This is a genomic window from Streptomyces sp. NPDC048337, from assembly GCF_043201175.1.
Lineage (GTDB): Bacteria > Actinomycetota > Actinomycetes > Streptomycetales > Streptomycetaceae > Streptomyces.
The window spans coordinates 449,168-467,471 of the sequence record NZ_JBICYR010000002.1; the positions used below are offsets into that span (position 1 = coordinate 449,168).

Here is an 18,304-nt window from a genome sequence, read left to right on the forward strand (position 1 = left end):
GTCATGAAGGCAGTGCGGCAGAACACGGTCGACGGACTGGTACGGGACAGCGCGCGGCGGATCCCGGACCGGACGGCGGTCCGCTACCGGGAGCGGAGCTGGAGCTACGCCGGGCTCGACTCGGCCGTCTCCACCGCCGCGGCCCTGCTCAGGGGGGACCACGGGCTGGCCCCCGGCGACCGGGTCGCGACCTACGCGCACAACTCCGACGCCTACCTGATCGCGTTCCTCGCCTGCGCCCGCGCCGGGCTCGTCCACGTCCCGGTCAACCAGAACCTGACTGGTGAGGACCTCGACCACATCCTGCGGAACTCGGGCAGCTCCCTGGTGCTCGCCGACCCGGAACTGGCCGACCGGGTGCCGGAGGGGTTCGGGGTGAGCCCGCTGCGGGCCCTGGCGGACCCGGAGGCGCCGCAGACGCCGTACGAGGGCACCGGCGCCCCGGACTCCGTGGCGCAGCTGCTCTACACCTCCGGGACCACGGCCCTGCCCAAGGGCGCGATGATGACGCACAGGGCCCTCGTCCACGAGTACGAGAGCGCGATCGAGGCGCTGGACCTGGCCGAGGGGGACCGGCCGGTGCACTCGCTGCCGCTGTACCACTCGGCGCAGATGCACGTCTTCCTGCTGCCGTACCTGGCGGTGGGGGCGGAGAACACGATCCTGGACGCGCCGGTCGCGGAGCAGATCTTCGACCTGGTGGAGGCGGGCCGGGCGGACAGCCTCTTCGCCCCGCCGACGGTGTGGATCGCCCTGGCCAACCACCCGGACTTCGGGCGGCGCGACCTCGGCGCGCTGCGCAAGGCGTACTACGGGGCCTCGATCATGCCCGTGCCGGTCCTGGAGCGGCTGCGGGGACGGCTGCCGGGGCTCGGCTTCTACAACTGCTTCGGGCAGAGCGAGATCGGGCCGCTGGCCACGGTGCTGGGGCCGGCGGAGCACGAGGGGCGGATGGACTCCTGCGGGCGTCCGGTACGGCACGTGGAGGCGAAGGTCGTCGACGAGGAGGGCAAGGACGTACCGGACGGCACGGCGGGCGAGGTGGTCTACCGGTCCCCGCAGTTGTGCCTGGGGTACTGGAACGACCCGGTGGCGACGGACAAGGCCTTCCGGGACGGATGGTTCCGCTCGGGCGACCTGGCGGTGCGGGACGCCGAGGGCTACTTCACGGTCGTGGACCGGGTGAAGGACGTCATCAACTCGGGCGGCGTACTGGTCGCCTCACGTCAGGTGGAGGACGTGCTGTACACCCATCCGGGGGTGGCCGAGGCGGCGGTGGTCGGGCTGCCCGACGAGCGGTGGATCGAGGCGGTGACGGCGGTGGTGGTGCCGCGCGGGGAGGTGACGGAGGCGGAGCTGATGACGTACGCGCGGGAGAAGCTGGCCCACTTCAAGGCCCCGAAGCGGGTCCTGTTCGTGCCCGCCCTCCCGCGCAACGCGAGCGGCAAGATCCTCAAGCGTGAACTCCGCGACCGCTTCGCACACCCCCCGACCGGCGACCGCTGACCCGGCCCCGCCGGCGGGCCGCGGCGCCCGGTCCGGGCCCCGGTACGCGGGCCCGACGCAGCCGAGCCTGCCGTGGCGGCCGCGACACGGGCGGGCCCGCGCTCGGGGCCCGCTCGGGAGCCGGGTCGGGGGCGTCGGGCTACTGCGTCGGGGTCGGGGTGGGGGCGAAGTCCGTGCCTCGGCTGACCGGCTCCCAGGTGCGGGCCTCCTCGCGGGCGGCTTCCGCGTGGGCCGCGATGAAGTCGACCGCGTCGTTGCCCAGAATGAGCCGCAGCGGCGTGTTCTCGGCGTCCAGGGCGGTGAGGATCGCCGCGGCCGCCTTGACCGGGTCGCCCGGCTGGAGACCGTCGCTGTCCGGCAGCCCGTTGCGGACCGGGCCGACCACGTCCTCGTAGGCGGGCAGGGCCTCGGTGAGCTGCAGCGCGTTGCCGCCCGCGAAGCCCGTGCGGAAGGAGCCGGGCTCCACGATCAGCGCCTTGATGCCGAAGCCGGCGACCTCCGCCGCGAGCGCCTCGGTCAGGCCTTCCAGGGCGAACTTCGTCGCGCAGTACGCCCCGACGCCCGAGGAGGCGAGCCGCCCGCCCATGCTGCTCATCTGCACCACCGCACCCGACTTCCGGGCCCGCATGTGCGGCAGGGCGGCCCGGGTGAGCGCCGCCGGGGCGAAGAAGTGCAGCTCCATCAGTGAGCGCAGCTCGGCGTCGGAGGTCTCCTCCACGGCGCCGATCAGACCCCGCCCGGCGTTGTTGACGAGGACGTCGATGCGGCCGAAGCGGTCCACCACCTCGGCGACGACCTCCCCCGCGCGGGCCGTGTCCGACAGGTCCACCGCGAGGGGCACGAGGCGCTCCGGGTGCGCGGCCGCCAGCTCGCCGAGCGACTCGGGCCGGCGGGCGGCCGCCACCACGGTGTCCCCGGCCGCGAGCGCGGCCTCGGTGAGGGTCCGGCCGAAGCCCGACGAGGCCCCCGTGATCAGCCACACCCGGCCCCCGGTGTCGGGCCCCTGGTGCTGCGAAGTCATCAATATCCCTGTTGCGACACGAAGTTGATCGGCGGTGCCCGCACATCCTGGCACGCACGACCGGTCCGGTCAGCCCGTTCCCGGATCATGAGAAGGGGAGTCGTCGGGGGGAGAGATTCCGGTTTGGCGCAGGCGGCGCAGGGTGAGGTGCTCGTGCAGGAGGCGGCCGACGAGGGCTCCCCCGTAGACCACGAAGCCGACGCCGACCAGCCAGGACTGGACGACCAGCAGGGTGCCGAAGGGGCCGTAGGTCACGGCGTTCGAGGCGATCAACGGGGAGAACACCAACTGCGAGAAGATCCGCAGCCCCAGCAGCCCGAGGCTGGTTGCCACGGCCCCCGGGATCAGGGCGCGCCAGCGGACCCGGCCGCCCAGCAGCAGCCGCTGCGAGCCCCAGAAGAACAGGCAGGTTCCGACGAGGTCGCCGAGGGTGCCCAGGATGGTGCCCATGGCGTCGTTCGACGGAGCGGGGATCTCGACGAGCAGGGCGAGGTAGCAGACCAGCAGGGCGAGCCAGACGACGTGCCGCCACATGGTGTGCCAGCGCGCGGTCGGCAGGTCCCAGACCTTCTCGTAGCCGGTCTGCACCGCCGAGCCGAACGTCAGGCCGAAGACGGCCAGCGCCGCGAGCCCGAAGGCGGTGGTCCGCTCCAGCGCCAGGTCCGCCGCGCTGAACAGCATCTCGACGCGGGCCCGCGAGGACTCCGTCACCCCGAGGGCCTGACCGAGCCAGCGGCCGAACCCCGAGCCGCTGCCGGGCGCGGCGGCCGCCACGACTACCAGCAGCGGCACGAGGGTGAGGAACCCGAGGGCCGCGAAGCCCATCGCCCGGTGCATCAGCTCCATCTCCCGGCCGCGGCTCCAGGCCAGCCCGGCCGGGGAGCCCTGGAGGCGGTCGTAGAGCTGCCGGATGAGGGAGATCACGCCTCATGCACTACCCGGCGGGGCCCGCCGGCTCCCGGGAGCCGCCCCGAAATAGGCCCGAAGGGGTGGTTTCAGCCGCCCCCAAGCGTGTCCCCTCCCTCTCCGGCCCCCCGGAGGTCCACCAGCCGCTTGATCTTCCCGACGGAGCGTTCCAGCGTCTCCGGATCGACCACCTCGACCTTGACGGAGACCCCGATCCCCTCCTTCACGGCCCGGACCACGGCGGCGCCCGCGGCCTCCCGCCGAACGGCGTCCGCCTCCCGGCGCGCCTCCACCCGTACCGTCAGGGCGTCCATCCGGCCCTCCTTCGTCAGCCGCAGCTGGAAATGCGGAGCCAGGCCGGCCGTCCTCAGCAGGACTTCCTCGATCTGGGTCGGATATACGTTCACCCCGCGCAGGATGATCATGTCGTCGCTGCGGCCCGTGACCTTCTCCATCCGGCGGAAGGCCGGACGGGCCGTCCCGGGCAGCAGCCGCGTCAGATCCCGGGTGCGGTAGCGGATGACGGGCATGGCCTCCTTGGTGAGGGAGGTGAACACCAGCTCGCCGGGCTCGCCCTCCGGCAGGACCGCGCCCGTCAGCGGATCGACCACCTCGGGGTAGAAGTGGTCCTCCCAGATGTGCAGCCCGTCCTTGGTGGAGGCGAACTCCTGCGCCACGCCCGGACCCATCACCTCGGAGAGCCCGTATATGTCCACGGCGTCGATGCCGAGCCGCTCCTCGATCTCCCGGCGCATCTCCTCGGTCCACGGCTCGGCGCCGAAGATGCCCGTTCTGAGCGAGGTCGCGCGCGGGTCGATCCCCTGGCGCTCCATCTCGTCCAGCAGCGTCAGCATGTAGGAAGGGGTCACCATGATGACCTCCGGCCGGAAGTCCTGGATGAGCCGGACCTGCCGGTCCGTCATCCCGCCGGAGGCGGGCACGACCGTACAGCCGAGGCGCTCGGCCCCGTAGTGCGCGCCGAGGCCGCCGGTGAACAGCCCGTAGCCGTAGGCGATGTGGACGATCTGGCCCGGCCGGCCGCCCGCCGCCCGTATGGACCGGGCGACGACATCCGCCCAGGTGGATAGATCCCCGTCGGTGTATCCGACGACCGTGGGGCGCCCGGTGGTGCCGCTGGAGGCGTGGACGCGGCGCACCTCCTCCCGGGGGACGGCGAACATCCCGAAGGGGTACTGGTCGCGCAGATCGGTCTTGGTGGTGAAGGGGAACAGGGCGAGATCGGAGAGGGAACGGCAGTTGTCGGGATGGGCACCGGCCTTGTCGAAGGCCTCCCGGTAGAACGGCACCCGTTCGTAGGCGCGGTGCAGGGTCTCGCGCAGCCGCGTCAGCTGGAGCGCGGCCAGCGCGTCGCGGTCGAGCCGTTCGCCTTCGTCGTGGAGATCCGCGTAAGCCGCCATGCCCGTCACCTCATCCTGGAGATACCGACCGATCATTCGGTAGATTGCCAGGCCCGGGCCGGGTAAATCAATGACTCGAACGAGTGATCGTCTGCTGTGATGGCCCGCATGCCAACCTTCACCACATACGACGGAACCGAACTCACCTACCGCATCAGCGGGGAGGGCCCGCCGCTGGTCTGCCTCCCGGGCGGGCCCATGCGAGCCTCGGCCTACCTGGGCGAGCTCGGCGGACTGTCCGCCCGGCGCCGGCTGATCCTGCTCGACCTGCGCGGCACCGGCGACTCCGCGATACCGGCCGACGAGTCCACGTACCGCGTCGACCACCAGGTCGCCGACGTCGAGGCGCTCCGGGCCCACCTGGGCCTGGACCGCATGGACCTCCTCGCGCACTCCGCCGCCGGCAACCTCGCCCAGCTGTACGCTGCCGCCCACCCGGAGCGGCTGCGCCGGCTCGTCATGGTCACCCCGACCGCGTGGGCGGTGGACCTGCCGATCTCCGCGGAGGAGCGGCTGGAGGTGGCCCGACTGCGGGCGGGCAGCGAACCGTACGACACCGCCATCGCGGCGTACGAGCGGCTGCTGGCGGGAGCGAGCGCCGATGAGGACGCCGACTGGGCGGCGGCCGTGCCGCTCGCGTACGGGCGCTGGGACGAGACGGCGCGGGCGCATGTCGCGGCGAGCGCGCGGGAGAAGAACGCGGGGGCGGCGGCCGCCTATGCGGGGGCGGGGGCCTTTGATCCGGGCGCGACCCGGGCCGCGCTGCGGGGGGTTGCGGCGGAGGTGATGGTGCTGGCGGGGGAGCTGGACGGCAACCCGCCGCCCGTCGCCGCCGCTCGGCTGGCGGCCCTTTTCCCGCGGGGCGCGTCCGATGTCCTGCCCGGCGGGGGCCACTTCCCCTGGCTGGACGCCCCGGCCCGCTTCGCAGCCCGCGTAGACCACTTCCTGACCACCGCTTCCTGACCCGTCCGCCGGGCCTCAAGGATCCGGGGCTCCGCCCCGCACCCCGCTCCTCAATCGCCGGAGGGGCTGATTTTGCCTGGCGTGCCTGGCCAGGTGCGGCTCAAAGACCGGGGCTCTGCCCCGGACCCCGCGCCTCAAACGCCGGCGAGGCTGAATCGTCCCGGCGAGGCTGAAGGGTTCCGAGAGGCTGCCGGCCGGGGCTGGTAGGTGCCGGGTGGGCTGGATGGTGCTGCCGGGGTCGGGGACGGGGTGGGGTGTCGGCCGGGACTAAAACGAGATGAATTCGGCGCGCTGCCCCGCCCGACAGAGCCGACCCGGAACGGGCGCCGAACATCGAAGCCCGTCCCGGACGACACCCCACCCCGGCCCCGACCCCGCGAAGCCCCCGCCGTGAGACCCGCCCCGCCCTCGGCCCAGCGAAGCCCCCGGCAGGGGACCAGCCGGGCCACGGCCCGGGCACCGGCCCCGGCGAAGCCTCCGGTCGGGGAACCGGCACCGACCTCCGCGAAGCCCCCGGCCAGGGAACCGGCATCGGCCCCCGCGAACCCCCGGCCAGGGGATCGGCACCGGCCCCCGCGAAGCCCCCGGCAGGGGGCCAGCCGAGCCCCCCAGGGGCAGGGGTCAGTCGTTGGCCTCCGTTGCCACCGACTTTGCCCAGCGGTAGTCCGCCTTGCCGCTCGGGGAGCGCTGGATGGTGGGGGTGATGACCAGTTGACGCGGGATCTTGTAGCCCGCCAGCCTCGTGCGGCAGTGGGTCTGGATCTGCTCCAGGGTCGGCTCCGCGGCACCCGCCCGGAGTTGGACCACCGCCGCCACGTGGCTGCCCCACGTCGGGTCCGGGACCCCCGCGACCAGCGCGTCGTAGACGTCGGGGTGGGACTTCAGCGCCTGCTCCACCTCCTCCGGGTACACCTTCTCGCCGCCCGTGTTGATGCACTGCGAGCCCCGCCCGAGAACCGTGACGATGCCCGCATCGTCCACCGTGGCCATGTCACCGAGCAGCACCCACCGCTCCGTGCCCTTCTGGAAGAAGGTCTCGGCGGTCTTCGCCGGGTCGTTGTAGTAGCCCAGCGGGACGTGCCCCCGCTGCGCGAGCCGCCCCGGTACCCCCACCGGCACCGGCTCGTGCGTCACCGGGTCGACCACCTGCGTACGGCCGTTGACCTCCAGGCGGAAGCCCTTCTCCGGGCTCGAGTCGTTCGTCGCGCGCCCGTTGGAGCCGGACTCCGACGACCCGAAGTTGTTCAGGAGCAGCACGTTCGGGACGAGGCTCTGGAATTCGGCCCGCACCGTCTCCGACATGATCGCGCCGGACGAGGAGACGCTGAACAGCGAAGACAGGTCGGTGCCCTTGAGCGGGCCCTTCAGGGCGTCGATGAGCGGTCGCAGCATCGCGTCGCCCACCAGCGACACGCTGGAGACCTTCTCCTTCGCGATCGTACGGAGCACCTCCTCCGGCGCGTACTTGCGGTGGATGACCACCCGCTGGCCGTAGTTGAAGGCGATGAACGAGGTCAGGGTGGACGTGCCGTGCATCAGCGGCGGGGCGGGGAAGAAGGTGAGCCCGGCGCCCTTCGACGCGACCCGCTCCGCCAGCTCCTCCGGCCGCTTGACCGGTTCGCCCGACGGCTCGCCGCCGAAGAGCCCGGCGAAGAAGAGGTCCTCCGCCCGCCACATCACGCCCTTGGGCATACCGGTCGTGCCGCCGGTGTAGATGATGAACAGGTCGTCGGGGGAACGGGGTGCGAAGCCGCGCTCGGGCGAACCGGCCGCCTCCGCGTCCGCGTACGCGACGGGTGTGATCGAGGGCTCCGGCGCGTCCGCGGGGGTCGGCCCGACGCGGATCAGGTGGCGGAGCTTCGACGTCTGCGGGAGGGCGGCGGCCACCCGCTCCGTGAACTCGCCCTCGAAGACGAGCGCGGCGAGGTCGGCGTCGTTGTAGAGGTAGACCAGCTCCTCCTCCACGTACCGGTAGTTGACGTTCACCGGCACCAGCCGGGCCTTCAGGCAGGCCAGGACGGTCTGCAGGTACTCGATCCCGTTGTAGAGGTGCAGGCCCACGTGTTCGCCGGGCTTCAGCCCGCTGTCCTGCAGATGGTGCGCGACGCGGTTCGCCGCCGTGTCCAGCTCCGCGTACGTGAGGCGGCGCTCGGCGCCGGTCCCCGGGTGGTCCACGTACACGAGGGCCTCACGGTCCGGAACCACGTCCACGACCGATTCGAACAGGTCGGCAAGGTTATACTCCACCATTCCTCCTGACCCCGAAAAATGCCCATGGCTGGTCTGCTCCGGCGGTCATTAGAGCGCCGCCGACCACAAGTGGGAAGGGAGCCGCCCAAGAAATCTGACTGGGTGTCAGAAAACTATTGAACTGCACCCGCCCCTACTGCAACCTGTTCTAGGTCTTGAGACGGGAGGACGGCAATGGGTGGGACGGAACACCTGACCGTGGAACGCCGCGGCGCCACGCTGGTGCTCACCATGAACAGGCCCGAGGCGAAGAACGCGCTCTCGCTGCCGCTGCTGGTGGGCCTGTACGACGGGTGGCTGGAGGCGGACGCCGACGACGGGATCCGCTCCGTGGTGCTGACCGGCGCGGGCGGGGACTTCTGCGCCGGAATGGACCTCAAGGCACTGGCCGGGAAGGGGATGGCCGGCGACCAGTACCGCGACCGGCTCAAGGCCGACCCCGACCTGCACTGGAAGGCGATGCTCCGCCACCACCGGCCGCGCAAGCCGGTGATCGCGGCGGTGGAGGGGTACTGCGTGGCCGGCGGGACGGAGATCCTGCAGGGCACGGACATCCGGGTGGCGGGGGAGGGGGCCACCTTCGGACTGTTCGAGGTCAAGCGGGGGCTCTTCCCGATCGGGGGCTCCACGGTGCGGCTGCCGCGGCAGATCCCGCGGACGCACGCGCTGGAGATGCTGCTGACCGGGCGGCCGTACTCCGCGCAGGAGGCGGCGCGGATCGGGCTGATCGGGCGGGTGGTGGCGGCGGGGACGGCGCTGGAGGCGGCCCTGGAGATCGCGGAGCGGATCAATGAGTGCGGGCCGTTGGCGGTGGAGGCCGTGAAGGCCTCCGTGTACGAGACCGCCGAGCTGACGGAGACGGAGGGGCTGGCCTCGGAACTGCTGCGGGGGTGGCCGATCTTCGACACCGCGGACGCGAAGGAAGGGGCCCGGGCCTTCGCCGAGAAGCGGCCCGCGGTCTACCGGCGCGAGTAGCCGGGGCGCCGCCCCCGAACCCCCGCGCCTCAAACGCCGGCGGGGCTGGCAGTGGCCCCGGCCGGGGCCGGCTGGGCCCCCGGGTCGGGCTGAAAGACCTGGGGCTCCGCCCCAGCCCCCGCGCCTCAAACGCCGGCGAGGCTGATTTGGCCCGACGGGCCCCCGGCCCAGGCCGGAAGTGCCCCCGGGCGGGCCGGAAATGTCCGGGCGGGAGGGGTGGGGATGTGCCCCCTTTCGTCCCTCGAACCGAGAATCGGAGAGTCGCCCATGACAGCTGCACCCCCACCGGAGGTGCTCCGTGCGCCTCTCGTCGTCGAGTTCCCCTTCACCCGGTCCCTGGGGCCCGTTCAGTCCGCGTTCCTCACCGGGCTGCGCGAAGGCCTCGTGCTCGGCGTCAAGACCTCCGACGGGAAGGTGATGGTCCCGCCCGTCGAGTACGACCCCGCCACCGCCGAGGAGATCCGCGAGCTCGTCGAGGTCGGCGCCACCGGTACCGTCACCACCTGGGCGTGGAACGGGCATCCCCGGCCCGACCAGCCGCTCGACACCCCGTTCGCCTGGGTGCTGGTCCGGCTCGACGGGGCCGACACCGCCCTGCTCCACGCCCTCGACGCCCCCGGCCCCGAGGCCGTGCGCACCGGGATGCGGGTGCGGGTGCGGTGGGCAGCCGAGCGGAGCGGCGCCATCACCGACATCGCCTGCTTCGAACCCTACGAGGGGCCGGCAGCAGGCGAGGCCGTCCCGCACGACGGGGCGTTCACGGACGCCGTCACCGGCATCGTCGCCCCCGCCCGGCTCGACTACACCTACAGCCCCGGCCGCGCCCAGACCGCCTACATCAACGCCCTCTCCGAGCGGAAGACCGTCGGCGAGCGCTGCCCGTCCTGCCACAAGGTGTACGTCCCGCCGCGCGGCGCCTGCCCCACCTGCGGGGTGGCCACCACCGACCAGGTCGAGGTCGGCCCGGCCGGTACGGTCACCACCTTCTGCATCGTCAACATCAAGGCCAGGAACCTCGACATCGAGGTCCCCTACGTCTACGCCCACATCGCCCTCGACGGCGCCGGCCTCGCCCTCCACGGCCGGATCGGCGGCATCCCGTACGACCAGGTCCGCATGGGCCTGCGCGTCGAACCCGTCTGGACCGAAGGCGGCCGCTACCCCGACCACTACCGCCCCACCGGCGAACCGGACGCGGACTACGACGCGTACAAGGAGCTCATCTGATGGCCCGATACGCCCGTGAGGTCGCGGTGGTCGCCTTCGCGCAGAGCGACCACCTGCGCCGCACCGACGAACTCAGCGAAGTCGAGATGGTCATGCCGGTGCTCCACCAGGTGCTGGCCCAGACCGGCCTCAAGGCCGGCGAGATCGGCTTCACCTGCTCCGGCTCCAGCGACTACCTGGCCGGCCGCGCCTTCTCCTTCACCATGACCCTCGACGGGGTGGGCGCCTGGCCGCCCATCTCCGAGTCGCACGTCGAGATGGACGGCGCCTGGGCCCTCTACGAGGCCTGGGTCAAGATCCAGACCGGCGAGGCCGACACCGCGCTCGTCTACTCGTACGGGAAGTCCTCGCCGGGGTCGGTACGCGACGTGCTGACCCGGCAGCTCGACCCCTACTACCTCGCCCCCCTCTGGCCCGACTCGGTGGCCCTGGCCGCCCTCCAGGCCCAGGCCCTGATCGACGCGGGCGAGACGGACGAGGAGGCCCTGGCCGCCATCGGAGCCCGCAGCCGCGCCGCCGCCGAGGCCAACCCGCACGCCCAGCTCAGCGGTTCGGTGCCGCAGGGCGACTACCAGGTCCGCCCCCTGCGCACCGGGGACTGCCCGCCCATCGGCGACGGCGCGGCCGCGGTGATCCTGGCCGCGGGCGACACCGCGCGGCGGCTGTGCGAACGCCCCGCCTGGATCACCGGGATCGACCACCGCATCGAGGCCCACAGCCTGGGCCTGCGCGACCTCACCGACTCCCCGTCCACGCGGACCGCCGCCGAACGCGCGGGGGTCTTCGACGCCCCGGTGGACACGGCGGAACTGCACGCGCCGTTCTCCTCCCAGGAGGTCGTGCTCCGCAAGGCGCTCAAGCTCGGTGAGGGCGTGGCCGTGAACCCCTCGGGCGGGGCACTCGCCGCCAACCCCGTCATGGCCGCCGGCCTGATCCGGATCGGCGAGGCCGCCGCCCGCATCCACCGCGGCGAGTCCGACCGGGCCGTCGCCCACGCCACCTCCGGCCCCTGCCTCCAGCAGAACCTGGTCGCCGTCCTGGAAGGGGAACGGGCATGAGCACATCCGGCACACCGGGCAAGGAGCCGGTCGCCGTCGTCGGGATCGGCCAGACCAAGCACGTCGCCGCCCGCCACGACGTCTCCATCGCCGGACTGGTCCGGGAGGCGGCGGCACGCGCCCTCGCCGACGCCGAGCTGACCTGGGCGGACATCGACGCGGTCGTCATCGGCAAGGCCCCCGACTTCTTCGAGGGCGTGATGATGCCGGAGCTGTACCTGGCGGACGCGCTCGGCGCGGTCGGCAAGCCGATGCTGCGCGTGCACACGGCGGGTTCGGTCGGCGGGTCCACCGCGCTGGTCGCCTCCAACCTCGTCGCGGCCCGCGTCCACCGGACCGTCCTCACCCTCGCCTTCGAGAAGCAGTCCGAGTCGAACGCCATGTGGGGGCTCTCGCTGCCCGTTCCCTTCCAGCAGCCGCTGCTCGCGGGCGCGGGCGGGTTCTTCGCCCCGCACGTGCGCGCCTACATGCGGCGCACCGGCGCGCCGGACACGGTGGGCTCGCTGGTCGCGTACAAGGACCGGCGCAACGCGCTGAAGAACCCGTACGCGCACCTCCACGAGCACGACATCACCCTGGAGAAGGTCCAGGCCTCGCCGATGCTGTGGGACCCGATCCGGTACTCCGAGACCTGCCCGTCCTCGGACGGGGCCTGCGCGATGATCCTCACCGACCGGGAGGGCGCGGCCCGTTCGCCGAAGCCGCCGGCGTGGGTGCACGGCGGGGCCATGCGGAGCGAGCCGACGCTCTTCGCGGGCAAGGACTTCGTGTCGCCGCAGGCGGGCAAGGACTGCGCGGCCGACGTCTACCGGCAGGCGGGCATCACCGACCCGCGCCGGCAGATCGACGCGGTCGAGATGTACGTCCCCTTCTCCTGGTACGAGCCCATGTGGCTGGAGAACCTGGGCTTCGCGGAGGAGGGCGAGGGCTGGAAGCTCACCGAGGCCGGGGTGACCGAACTCGACGGAGACCTCCCCGTCAACCCGTCGGGCGGCGTGCTGTCCACCAACCCGATCGGCGCCTCCGGCATGATCCGCTTCGCGGAAGCGGCCCTCCAGGTCCGGGGCCAGGCCGGGGAACACCAGGTTCCGGACGCCCGCCGGGCCATGGGACACGCCTACGGCGGCGGCGCGCAGTTCTTCGCGATGTGGCTGGTGGGGGCCGAGCCGCCCGCCTCCTGAGGGGAACCGTCTTCCGGACAGGGGTGCCGGACCGGTCACGGGTGACTCACCGTGGCCTGTGCGGCACCCGCTGCGGTGGTTAACCTTGCCCCCGGACGACGTACCGGGAGGAGCACGCACGTGGCCGAGAGCATGACTTCACAACCCCGCGCCGGCTGGGGCAAGCCGGACCTCGATCTCACCGAGGCGGACTGGCAGTCGAGCAGCCGGGGAGCGGGGGACGTCCAGATCGCCTTCGTCGAGGGCTTCATCGCGATGCGCAACAGCGAGCGGCCGGAGAGCCCCTCGCTGATCTTCGCGCCGGACGAGTGGCGCAAGTTCGTGCTGAACGCGCGGGGCGGGGAGTTCGACCTCACGTAACCCCTGCGGGGTTGCCCGGCGGTGTCCCGCCCCCCCGTCGGCCACGCCCCCCGGGCCGGCGGGCCCGCCGGCCGCCGGCCCGTGCCTCGGCGGACCGCTCGGCCGCGGCGCCGGGCGGACAACGTGGCAGGCGCGGCCTCGCATCGCCCCGCACGCCGGCCGGTCATGGCTGCTCCGCGTCGGCCGTTGCCGGCAGGAGGAGGGCTCGCGGGTGCGCTGCCGAAATGCCTTTGCCCGCGCGGCGGACGGCCTGGGAAGATGGGGCCATGACGACTCCCCGCCGAAAGGGCGATGCCGCGTAGACGGCCCGGCGCCGTGCGCGCCGTACGAGACGGCTTCGATGCCCGGCGGCCCCCCGCCTGGGCGTGGGAACTGCCGCCCCTGGACCGGCTGTCGGCCGCCGCGAGCGCGGGAGTCCACTGGGTGGCGACGCGCCCCACGTACCCGGTCGAGGATCTGCTGCGCCGCTACCGCGCCTTCCTCGCGCGCCCCGGCGGCCGCCTGCGGCTGACCGCGGCGGTGTGCCCCGCCCCCGGCTGCGCCCTCGACGACGTCGCCGAGGTACGGGACCAGCTGGCCGACGCGTACCGCGCCCTGCCGCCCGAAGCCCGCCGCGCGCTGGGCCGCGTACTGAAGCGGCTGGACGCGGAGTTCCGGCGCCGGACTCTTCCCGACCCCGACGCACCCGCCGTGGACCGGACCGGCCTCCCGCGCCCCTGGTGGCACCGCAGGCTCTACCAGGGCACCTGAGCCCGCGCCGAATAGGGTGGCGGCATGAGCGGAGAGAGCGACCTGCGGAAACTGCTGAGCGGAATGCGGCCCCAGCTGAACGAGGGCCTGTACGTGTTCTGCACCGTCCCCGACACCACCGTCCCGCCCGGCACCACCCCCGTCGCCACGGTGCTGGAGCCCGAGGGCCTCACCCTGGTCCTGCGCAAGGAGGATGCCGACACCGCCGGACTCGCCTACGACTACACCGCCGGCTGGATCACCCTGCGCATCCACTCCGCCCTCGACGCCGTCGGCCTCACCGCGGCCTTCGCCACCGAACTCGGCGCACACGGCCTGAGCTGCAACGTCATCGCCGGCTACCACCACGACCACCTCTTCGTGGCCGCCGACCGGGCCGCCGAAGCCGTCGCCGTCCTGGAAGGCCTCGCGGCGCGCTCGGCGCAGGACTGACCCCCGCCCGCGCGGAGCCGCCGTACACCCTGGGCAAAGCCCCGCAAAAGAAGATCGGAATCTTTCCCCGCAGTGGGCTCCCCGCCCCCGTGCGCGGGCGTACGCTGTTCCCCCGAACAGGCCTGGGGGGTACCAGCCATGACGGACCGCCGGACCCGCACACGGCGCACCATGGTCGAACGCGAGACGGAACTCGCAGTCGTCGACGAGACCCTGGACCGGCTCACCGGTCCCGCCCAGAACGAGGGCGGCGGGCTGCTCGCCTTCTCCGGCCCCGCCGGACTCGGCAAGACCACCCTCCTCGCCGAAGTGCGCCGCCGCGCCCACACCCGCTCCTGCACCGTCCTCGCCGCGCGCGGCGGCGAACAGGAGCAGAGCCAGCCCTTCCACGTGGCCCGCCAGCTCGTCCAGCCCCAGCTGGCCGGCGCCTCCGAACGGGAGCTGCGCTCCGTTCTCGGAAGCTGGTACTCCATCGTCGGCCCGGCCCTCGGACTGTGCGCACCCGAACAGGGCGCCCCGCCCGACCCCCAGGGCCTGCGCGACGGACTCGACTGGGTCCTCACCCACCTCGTCGTCCAGCGGGCCCCCGTCACCCTGGTCCTCGACGACGCCCACTGGGCCGACCCCGAATCCCTCGGCTGGCTCGCCGCCTTCGCCCCGCGCGCCGAGCACCTCCCGCTGCTCCTCGTCGTCGCCTACCGCCCCGACGAACTGCCCGCGCACGCCGACGCCTTCCATACGCTCCCCGGCCGCGCGGGGCACCGCCCGCTGACCCTCGCACCGCTGACCCCGCCCGCCGTCGCGGCCCTGGTCCGCGAGGCGGTCGGCGACCACGCCGATGACGCCTTCTGTCACGCGGCCTGGACGGTCACCGCCGGCAACCCCTTCGAGGCCGTCGAACTCACCGCCAAGGTCCGGGAGAAGGGCCTCGCCCCGGTCGAGGCGAGCGCCCCGCTGCTGCGCGACCTCGCCGCCGCCCAGCGCGGCAGCGGACTCGTGGCCCGCTTCGAACGCCTCGGACCCTCCACCGTCCGCTTCGCCTGGGCCTGCGCCGTCCTCGGCACCGCGATCCCGCAGGAGCTCGCCGCCCGGGTCGCCGCGCTGGGCACCGAGGAGGCCGCGGACGCCACCGCGCGGCTGCGGGACGCCCGCATCCTGTCCGCGGCGACCGAAGAGCCCGACGCCGGGCTGGAGTTCGTCCACCCCCTCATCGCCACCGCCCTCTACCGCTCCATCCCCGACGCGCTCCGCGTCGCCCTGCACGGCAAGGCCGCCGCGGCCGTCGTCGACGCCGGACTCGGAGCCTCCGCAGCCGCCCGCCACCTGCTGGAGACCCACCCCGAGAACGACCCCTGGGTCGTACGCACCCTGCGCGAGGCCGCCGGCGAGAACCTCCGGGCCTGCGCCCCCGAGGCCGCCCGCCGCCAGCTCGCCCGCGCGCTGCGCGAACCCCCGGGCTTCGACGAGCGCGCCGCCGTCCTCTACGAACTCGGCTGCGCCTCCCTGCTCACCGAGCCCGCCAACACCGTCAACCACCTCCGGGACGCCCTCGCCGAGCCCGTGGACGACCCGGCGCTGCGCCAGGGCATCGTCATCCGGCTCGCCCAGGTGCTCGCCCACAGCGACCACCTCGCCGAAGCCTCCGCCGCGCTGGCGCGGGAGATCCCGCACACCCGGGACTCGCGCGCCCGGCTGCGCCTGCAGTCCGAGCAGTTCATGTGGGACGCCTTCGACGCCGCCGAGACCGACTCCCCGGCCCGCTCCCGCCGGCTGGCGCACCTCGCCGGCCGGCTGACCGGCCGCGACCTCACCGAGCGGTACGTCATCGGGCTGCGCGCCTGGGACGCGACCCTGCGCGGCGAGCCGGTCGACGTGGTACTCGGCCACGCGGCGCGCGCCCTGGGGGACTCCTTCAGCTGGGCGCACGAGGACCGGGGCTTCGAGGTCCCGGTGCTGGTCGCCCTGACCTACATGTACGCCGACCGGCCGGGCAAGGCGGAGGCACTCTTCGAGGCGGGCACGGCCGAGTTCGAGCGGCAGGGCTGGCGCGGGGCGCACCTCTCCTTCGCGTACAGCCTGCGCGCCTACATCCGCTTCCGGCGCGGGCGACTGGGCGAGGCGGAGGAACTGGCCCGGGCGGGGCTGGCGCTCGCCGAACGGGTGGGCCGCCGCACGCCCGTCCACTGGTACGCGATCGCCATCCTGACCGAGACCCTGCTGGCCCGGGGCCGGATCGACGAGGCATGGTCGCTGTGCCGGGAACACGAGTACGGGGAGCCCTTCCCGGCAGCCGTGGTCTTCCCGGACTCCCAGACCGTGTACGCCGAACTGCTGCTGGCCCGGGGCGACGCCAAGGCGGCCGCGGCCGAACTGGAGGCGGTGGGCCGCCGGCTGACCCCGCGCGGCATCCAGAACCCGTCCTGGTGCCCGTGGCGACTGCACCTGGCCCGCGCGGTGGCGGGGGAGGACCCGGACCGGGCCCGCGCCCTGGCCGCCGACGCGCTCCGGCAGGCCCGCGCCTTCGGAGCGTCCTCCGCCATCGGGCAGGCCCTCCGGTTCGCCGCCGAGGTCGCCCCGGCCGGGCAGCGGGTCCCGCTCCTGACGGAATCCGTCCACCTGCTCTCCGCCTCCCCGGCGGGCCACGAGCTGGCCTGCGCTCTGGCCGCGCTCGGCACCGAACTCGGCGACACCGAGCTGCTGGCGCGGGCGGTGACCACGGCCCGTGAATGCGGGGCCGACGGCCTGGAGGCCACGAGCGCCACCACCCTCCTGCGGCTGGGCGGCACCCTTCCGTGCGGGCCCGCCGACCCGCAGGGGCTGACCGCCGACGAACGAGCGGTCGCGGAGCGCGCCCTCCGGGACCCCCGACCGTCCCCGCCCGTGGAACACGCCCCGGCCAGCCACACCCCCGGCCCACCCGAGGCGCTCCCTAGGGGGTGTCCGGCAAGGACACTGGCGTGATCGTTCAAGACGGCCCCGACGCACCGGACCTACCGTGTCCCGGGTGAGTCGACAGGGGAGGGCATGGACGATTTCGCGAGTTCCACACTGGTGGCGGCTGTGCAGCGGCCGCTCGCGGCCGACGGCCTCACCGCCGTCGCACCCGAGGCGAACCGGGCTCTCCTGCCCTTCGACGCCAAACGCCGGTTCCTCGACGGCGACGCCTCATCGGGCATCCGGGTGATCGACGCGGTCCTTCCGCTGGTCGACACCGACATGACGCGCGGCCGTGGCCGCGGCAAGATCAGCCCGGCACAGGCGGCCCGGGCCGTCATCAGCGGCATCCGCCGCGATTCCGCGGAGATCCACATCGGCAGGGTGAAGCTGCTGCACACCATCCTGCGCCTCTCGCCCGCCCTCGGCCACCGGATCCTGCGAACGGCGTGACGCGCGCCCGCCCCCGGTCCGGGCTGGCACAGCGGGCGGTATGGATCACGTCGCCCGTTTCCACAGCGAAGTAGCCGCTTTCGAGGCGGCGATTCACCGGGCGATCGGCGCGGGCCGACCGGCCCCGCTGGTCCCTTCATGCCCCGGTTGGTCGGTCTCCGACCTCGTCGGGCACCTGGGAGGAGTGCACCGCTACGTCGCGCACATCCTCCGCGGCGCCCTGACCGCGGCCCCGGACCACACCGACCGTGCCCTCTACGGGCTCCCCTCCGACCCGGTCGTGCTGGCGGCCTGGCCGATGCCGGACCGGGCGCCGAACCTCGAACCGGTGCCGCCCGCTCTGACCGACTGGTTCACCGAGGGCGCGCGAGCCCTTGAGGACCTGTTCCGCGACACGGACCCGGACGTTCCCGTCTGGACCTGGTCGACCGAGCAGAGCGCTGCCTTCTGGTTGCGGACGCAGACCATCGAGGCCGCCGTGCACCGCTGGGACGCGGAGGGCGCAACCGGCGAGCCGGCCCCGATGGACCCGGAGCTGGCGGCCGACGCGGTGCCGCACACCTTCGACGTGGCGGCCCCCTACCGCCGTGCCGTGCGACAGGCCCCACCCGGCACGGGGGAGCGGTACCGGTTCCGGCAGACCGACGGCCCCGGCGACTGGACCGTCCACGCCGAGGGCGACCTGTGGCGCGTCGGGAGCGACGGCGGCCCCGCCGACGTCGAGCTCGCCGGCACCGCCTCGGACCTGATGCTGTTCCTCTGGAACCGGATCCCGGCCTCCGCGCTCACCGTCAGCGGGAACGAGTACCTGGTCAGCCGCTGGTTCGAGCTGGTCCCGCCGATCTGACGGGCCCGTACGCGAGGGCCGTC

16 protein-coding genes are annotated in these 18,304 nt (G+C 73.5%); 12 read left to right on the top strand and 4 right to left on the bottom strand.

All coding sequences use genetic code 11. The features are described 5' to 3' along the window. The first annotated feature begins 3 nt into the window (after positions 1-3). Positions 4-1,506: a fatty acyl-CoA synthetase gene (locus ACGFYU_RS05090; protein WP_393825845.1), complete on the top strand. Its 1,503-nt coding sequence runs from the start codon at positions 4-6 to the stop codon at positions 1,504-1,506. Between the two features lie 139 nt (positions 1,507-1,645). On the opposite strand, the gene ACGFYU_RS05095 is transcribed toward ACGFYU_RS05090, so the two are convergent. The 3 genes from ACGFYU_RS05095 to paaK form a co-directional block, all read right to left on the bottom strand. After that, entirely contained in the window at positions 1,646-2,527 is an 882-nt protein-coding gene (locus ACGFYU_RS05095) for an oxidoreductase (protein ID WP_393825846.1), read from the bottom strand. Positions 2,528-2,596: 69 nt separating this feature from the next. Beyond that, complete coding sequence (locus ACGFYU_RS05100) at positions 2,597-3,373, bottom strand: YhjD/YihY/BrkB family envelope integrity protein (protein ID WP_393825988.1); 777 nt, start codon at positions 3,371-3,373, stop codon at positions 2,597-2,599. Between the two features lie 149 nt (positions 3,374-3,522). Then, positions 3,523-4,851 carry a phenylacetate--CoA ligase PaaK gene (paaK, locus tag ACGFYU_RS05105; protein WP_393825847.1) on the bottom strand — a complete coding sequence of 443 codons (1,329 nt, stop codon included), beginning with the start codon at positions 4,849-4,851 and terminating at the stop codon, positions 3,523-3,525. Between the two features lie 108 nt (positions 4,852-4,959). On the opposite strand from paaK, the gene ACGFYU_RS05110 reads away from it, so the two are divergent. Continuing rightward, positions 4,960-5,814: an alpha/beta fold hydrolase gene (locus ACGFYU_RS05110; RefSeq protein WP_393825848.1), complete on the top strand. Its 855-nt coding sequence runs from the start codon at positions 4,960-4,962 to the stop codon at positions 5,812-5,814. A gap of 621 nt (positions 5,815-6,435) precedes the next feature. On the opposite strand, the gene ACGFYU_RS05115 is transcribed toward ACGFYU_RS05110, so the two are convergent. Beyond that, complete coding sequence (locus ACGFYU_RS05115; RefSeq protein WP_393825989.1) at positions 6,436-8,061, bottom strand: acyl-CoA synthetase; 1,626 nt, start codon at positions 8,059-8,061, stop codon at positions 6,436-6,438. 177 nt (positions 8,062-8,238) lie between these two features. Between ACGFYU_RS05115 and ACGFYU_RS05120 the strand changes: the two genes are divergently transcribed. From ACGFYU_RS05120 to ACGFYU_RS05165, 10 genes are all read left to right on the top strand, one after another. Beyond that, positions 8,239-9,039, top strand: coding sequence for a crotonase/enoyl-CoA hydratase family protein (locus ACGFYU_RS05120; RefSeq protein WP_393825849.1), 801 nt, complete (start codon positions 8,239-8,241; stop codon positions 9,037-9,039). A 267-nt stretch (positions 9,040-9,306) separates the two neighbouring features. Next, a complete protein-coding gene (locus tag ACGFYU_RS05125) occupies positions 9,307-10,266 on the top strand; it encodes a Zn-ribbon domain-containing OB-fold protein (protein ID WP_393825850.1) in 960 nt (319 codons plus the stop codon). After that, entirely contained in the window at positions 10,266-11,324 is a 1,059-nt protein-coding gene (locus ACGFYU_RS05130) for a thiolase domain-containing protein (RefSeq protein ID WP_393825851.1), read from the top strand. The genes ACGFYU_RS05125 and ACGFYU_RS05130 overlap by 1 nt, the downstream gene beginning before the upstream one ends. Continuing rightward, entirely contained in the window at positions 11,321-12,505 is a 1,185-nt protein-coding gene (locus tag ACGFYU_RS05135) for a thiolase domain-containing protein (protein WP_393825852.1), read from the top strand. Before ACGFYU_RS05130 ends, ACGFYU_RS05135 begins: the two co-directional genes overlap by 4 nt. A 132-nt stretch (positions 12,506-12,637) precedes the next feature. After that, positions 12,638-12,865, top strand: coding sequence for a DUF397 domain-containing protein (locus ACGFYU_RS05140; protein ID WP_393825990.1), 228 nt, complete (start codon positions 12,638-12,640; stop codon positions 12,863-12,865). A 315-nt stretch (positions 12,866-13,180) separates the two neighbouring features. Further along, positions 13,181-13,615, top strand: a complete 435-nt coding sequence (locus ACGFYU_RS05145; protein ID WP_393825853.1) for a hypothetical protein — start codon at positions 13,181-13,183, stop codon at positions 13,613-13,615. A gap of 24 nt (positions 13,616-13,639) precedes the next feature. Continuing rightward, positions 13,640-14,047 (top strand): ACT domain-containing protein, encoded by a 408-nt coding sequence (locus ACGFYU_RS05150; protein ID WP_393825854.1) that lies wholly within the window; start codon positions 13,640-13,642, stop codon positions 14,045-14,047. 138 nt (positions 14,048-14,185) lie between these two features. Beyond that, a complete protein-coding gene (locus tag ACGFYU_RS05155) occupies positions 14,186-17,008 on the top strand; it encodes an ATP-binding protein (protein ID WP_393825855.1) in 2,823 nt (940 codons plus the stop codon). A gap of 63 nt (positions 17,009-17,071) precedes the next feature. Next, on the top strand, positions 17,072-17,434 hold the full coding sequence (locus ACGFYU_RS05160; protein WP_393825856.1) for a hypothetical protein: 363 nt from the start codon (positions 17,072-17,074) through the stop codon (positions 17,432-17,434). A 40-nt stretch (positions 17,435-17,474) separates the two neighbouring features. Then, positions 17,475-18,281, top strand: coding sequence for a maleylpyruvate isomerase family mycothiol-dependent enzyme (locus tag ACGFYU_RS05165; protein ID WP_393825857.1), 807 nt, complete (start codon positions 17,475-17,477; stop codon positions 18,279-18,281). Positions 18,282-18,304: the final 23 nt, after the last annotated feature.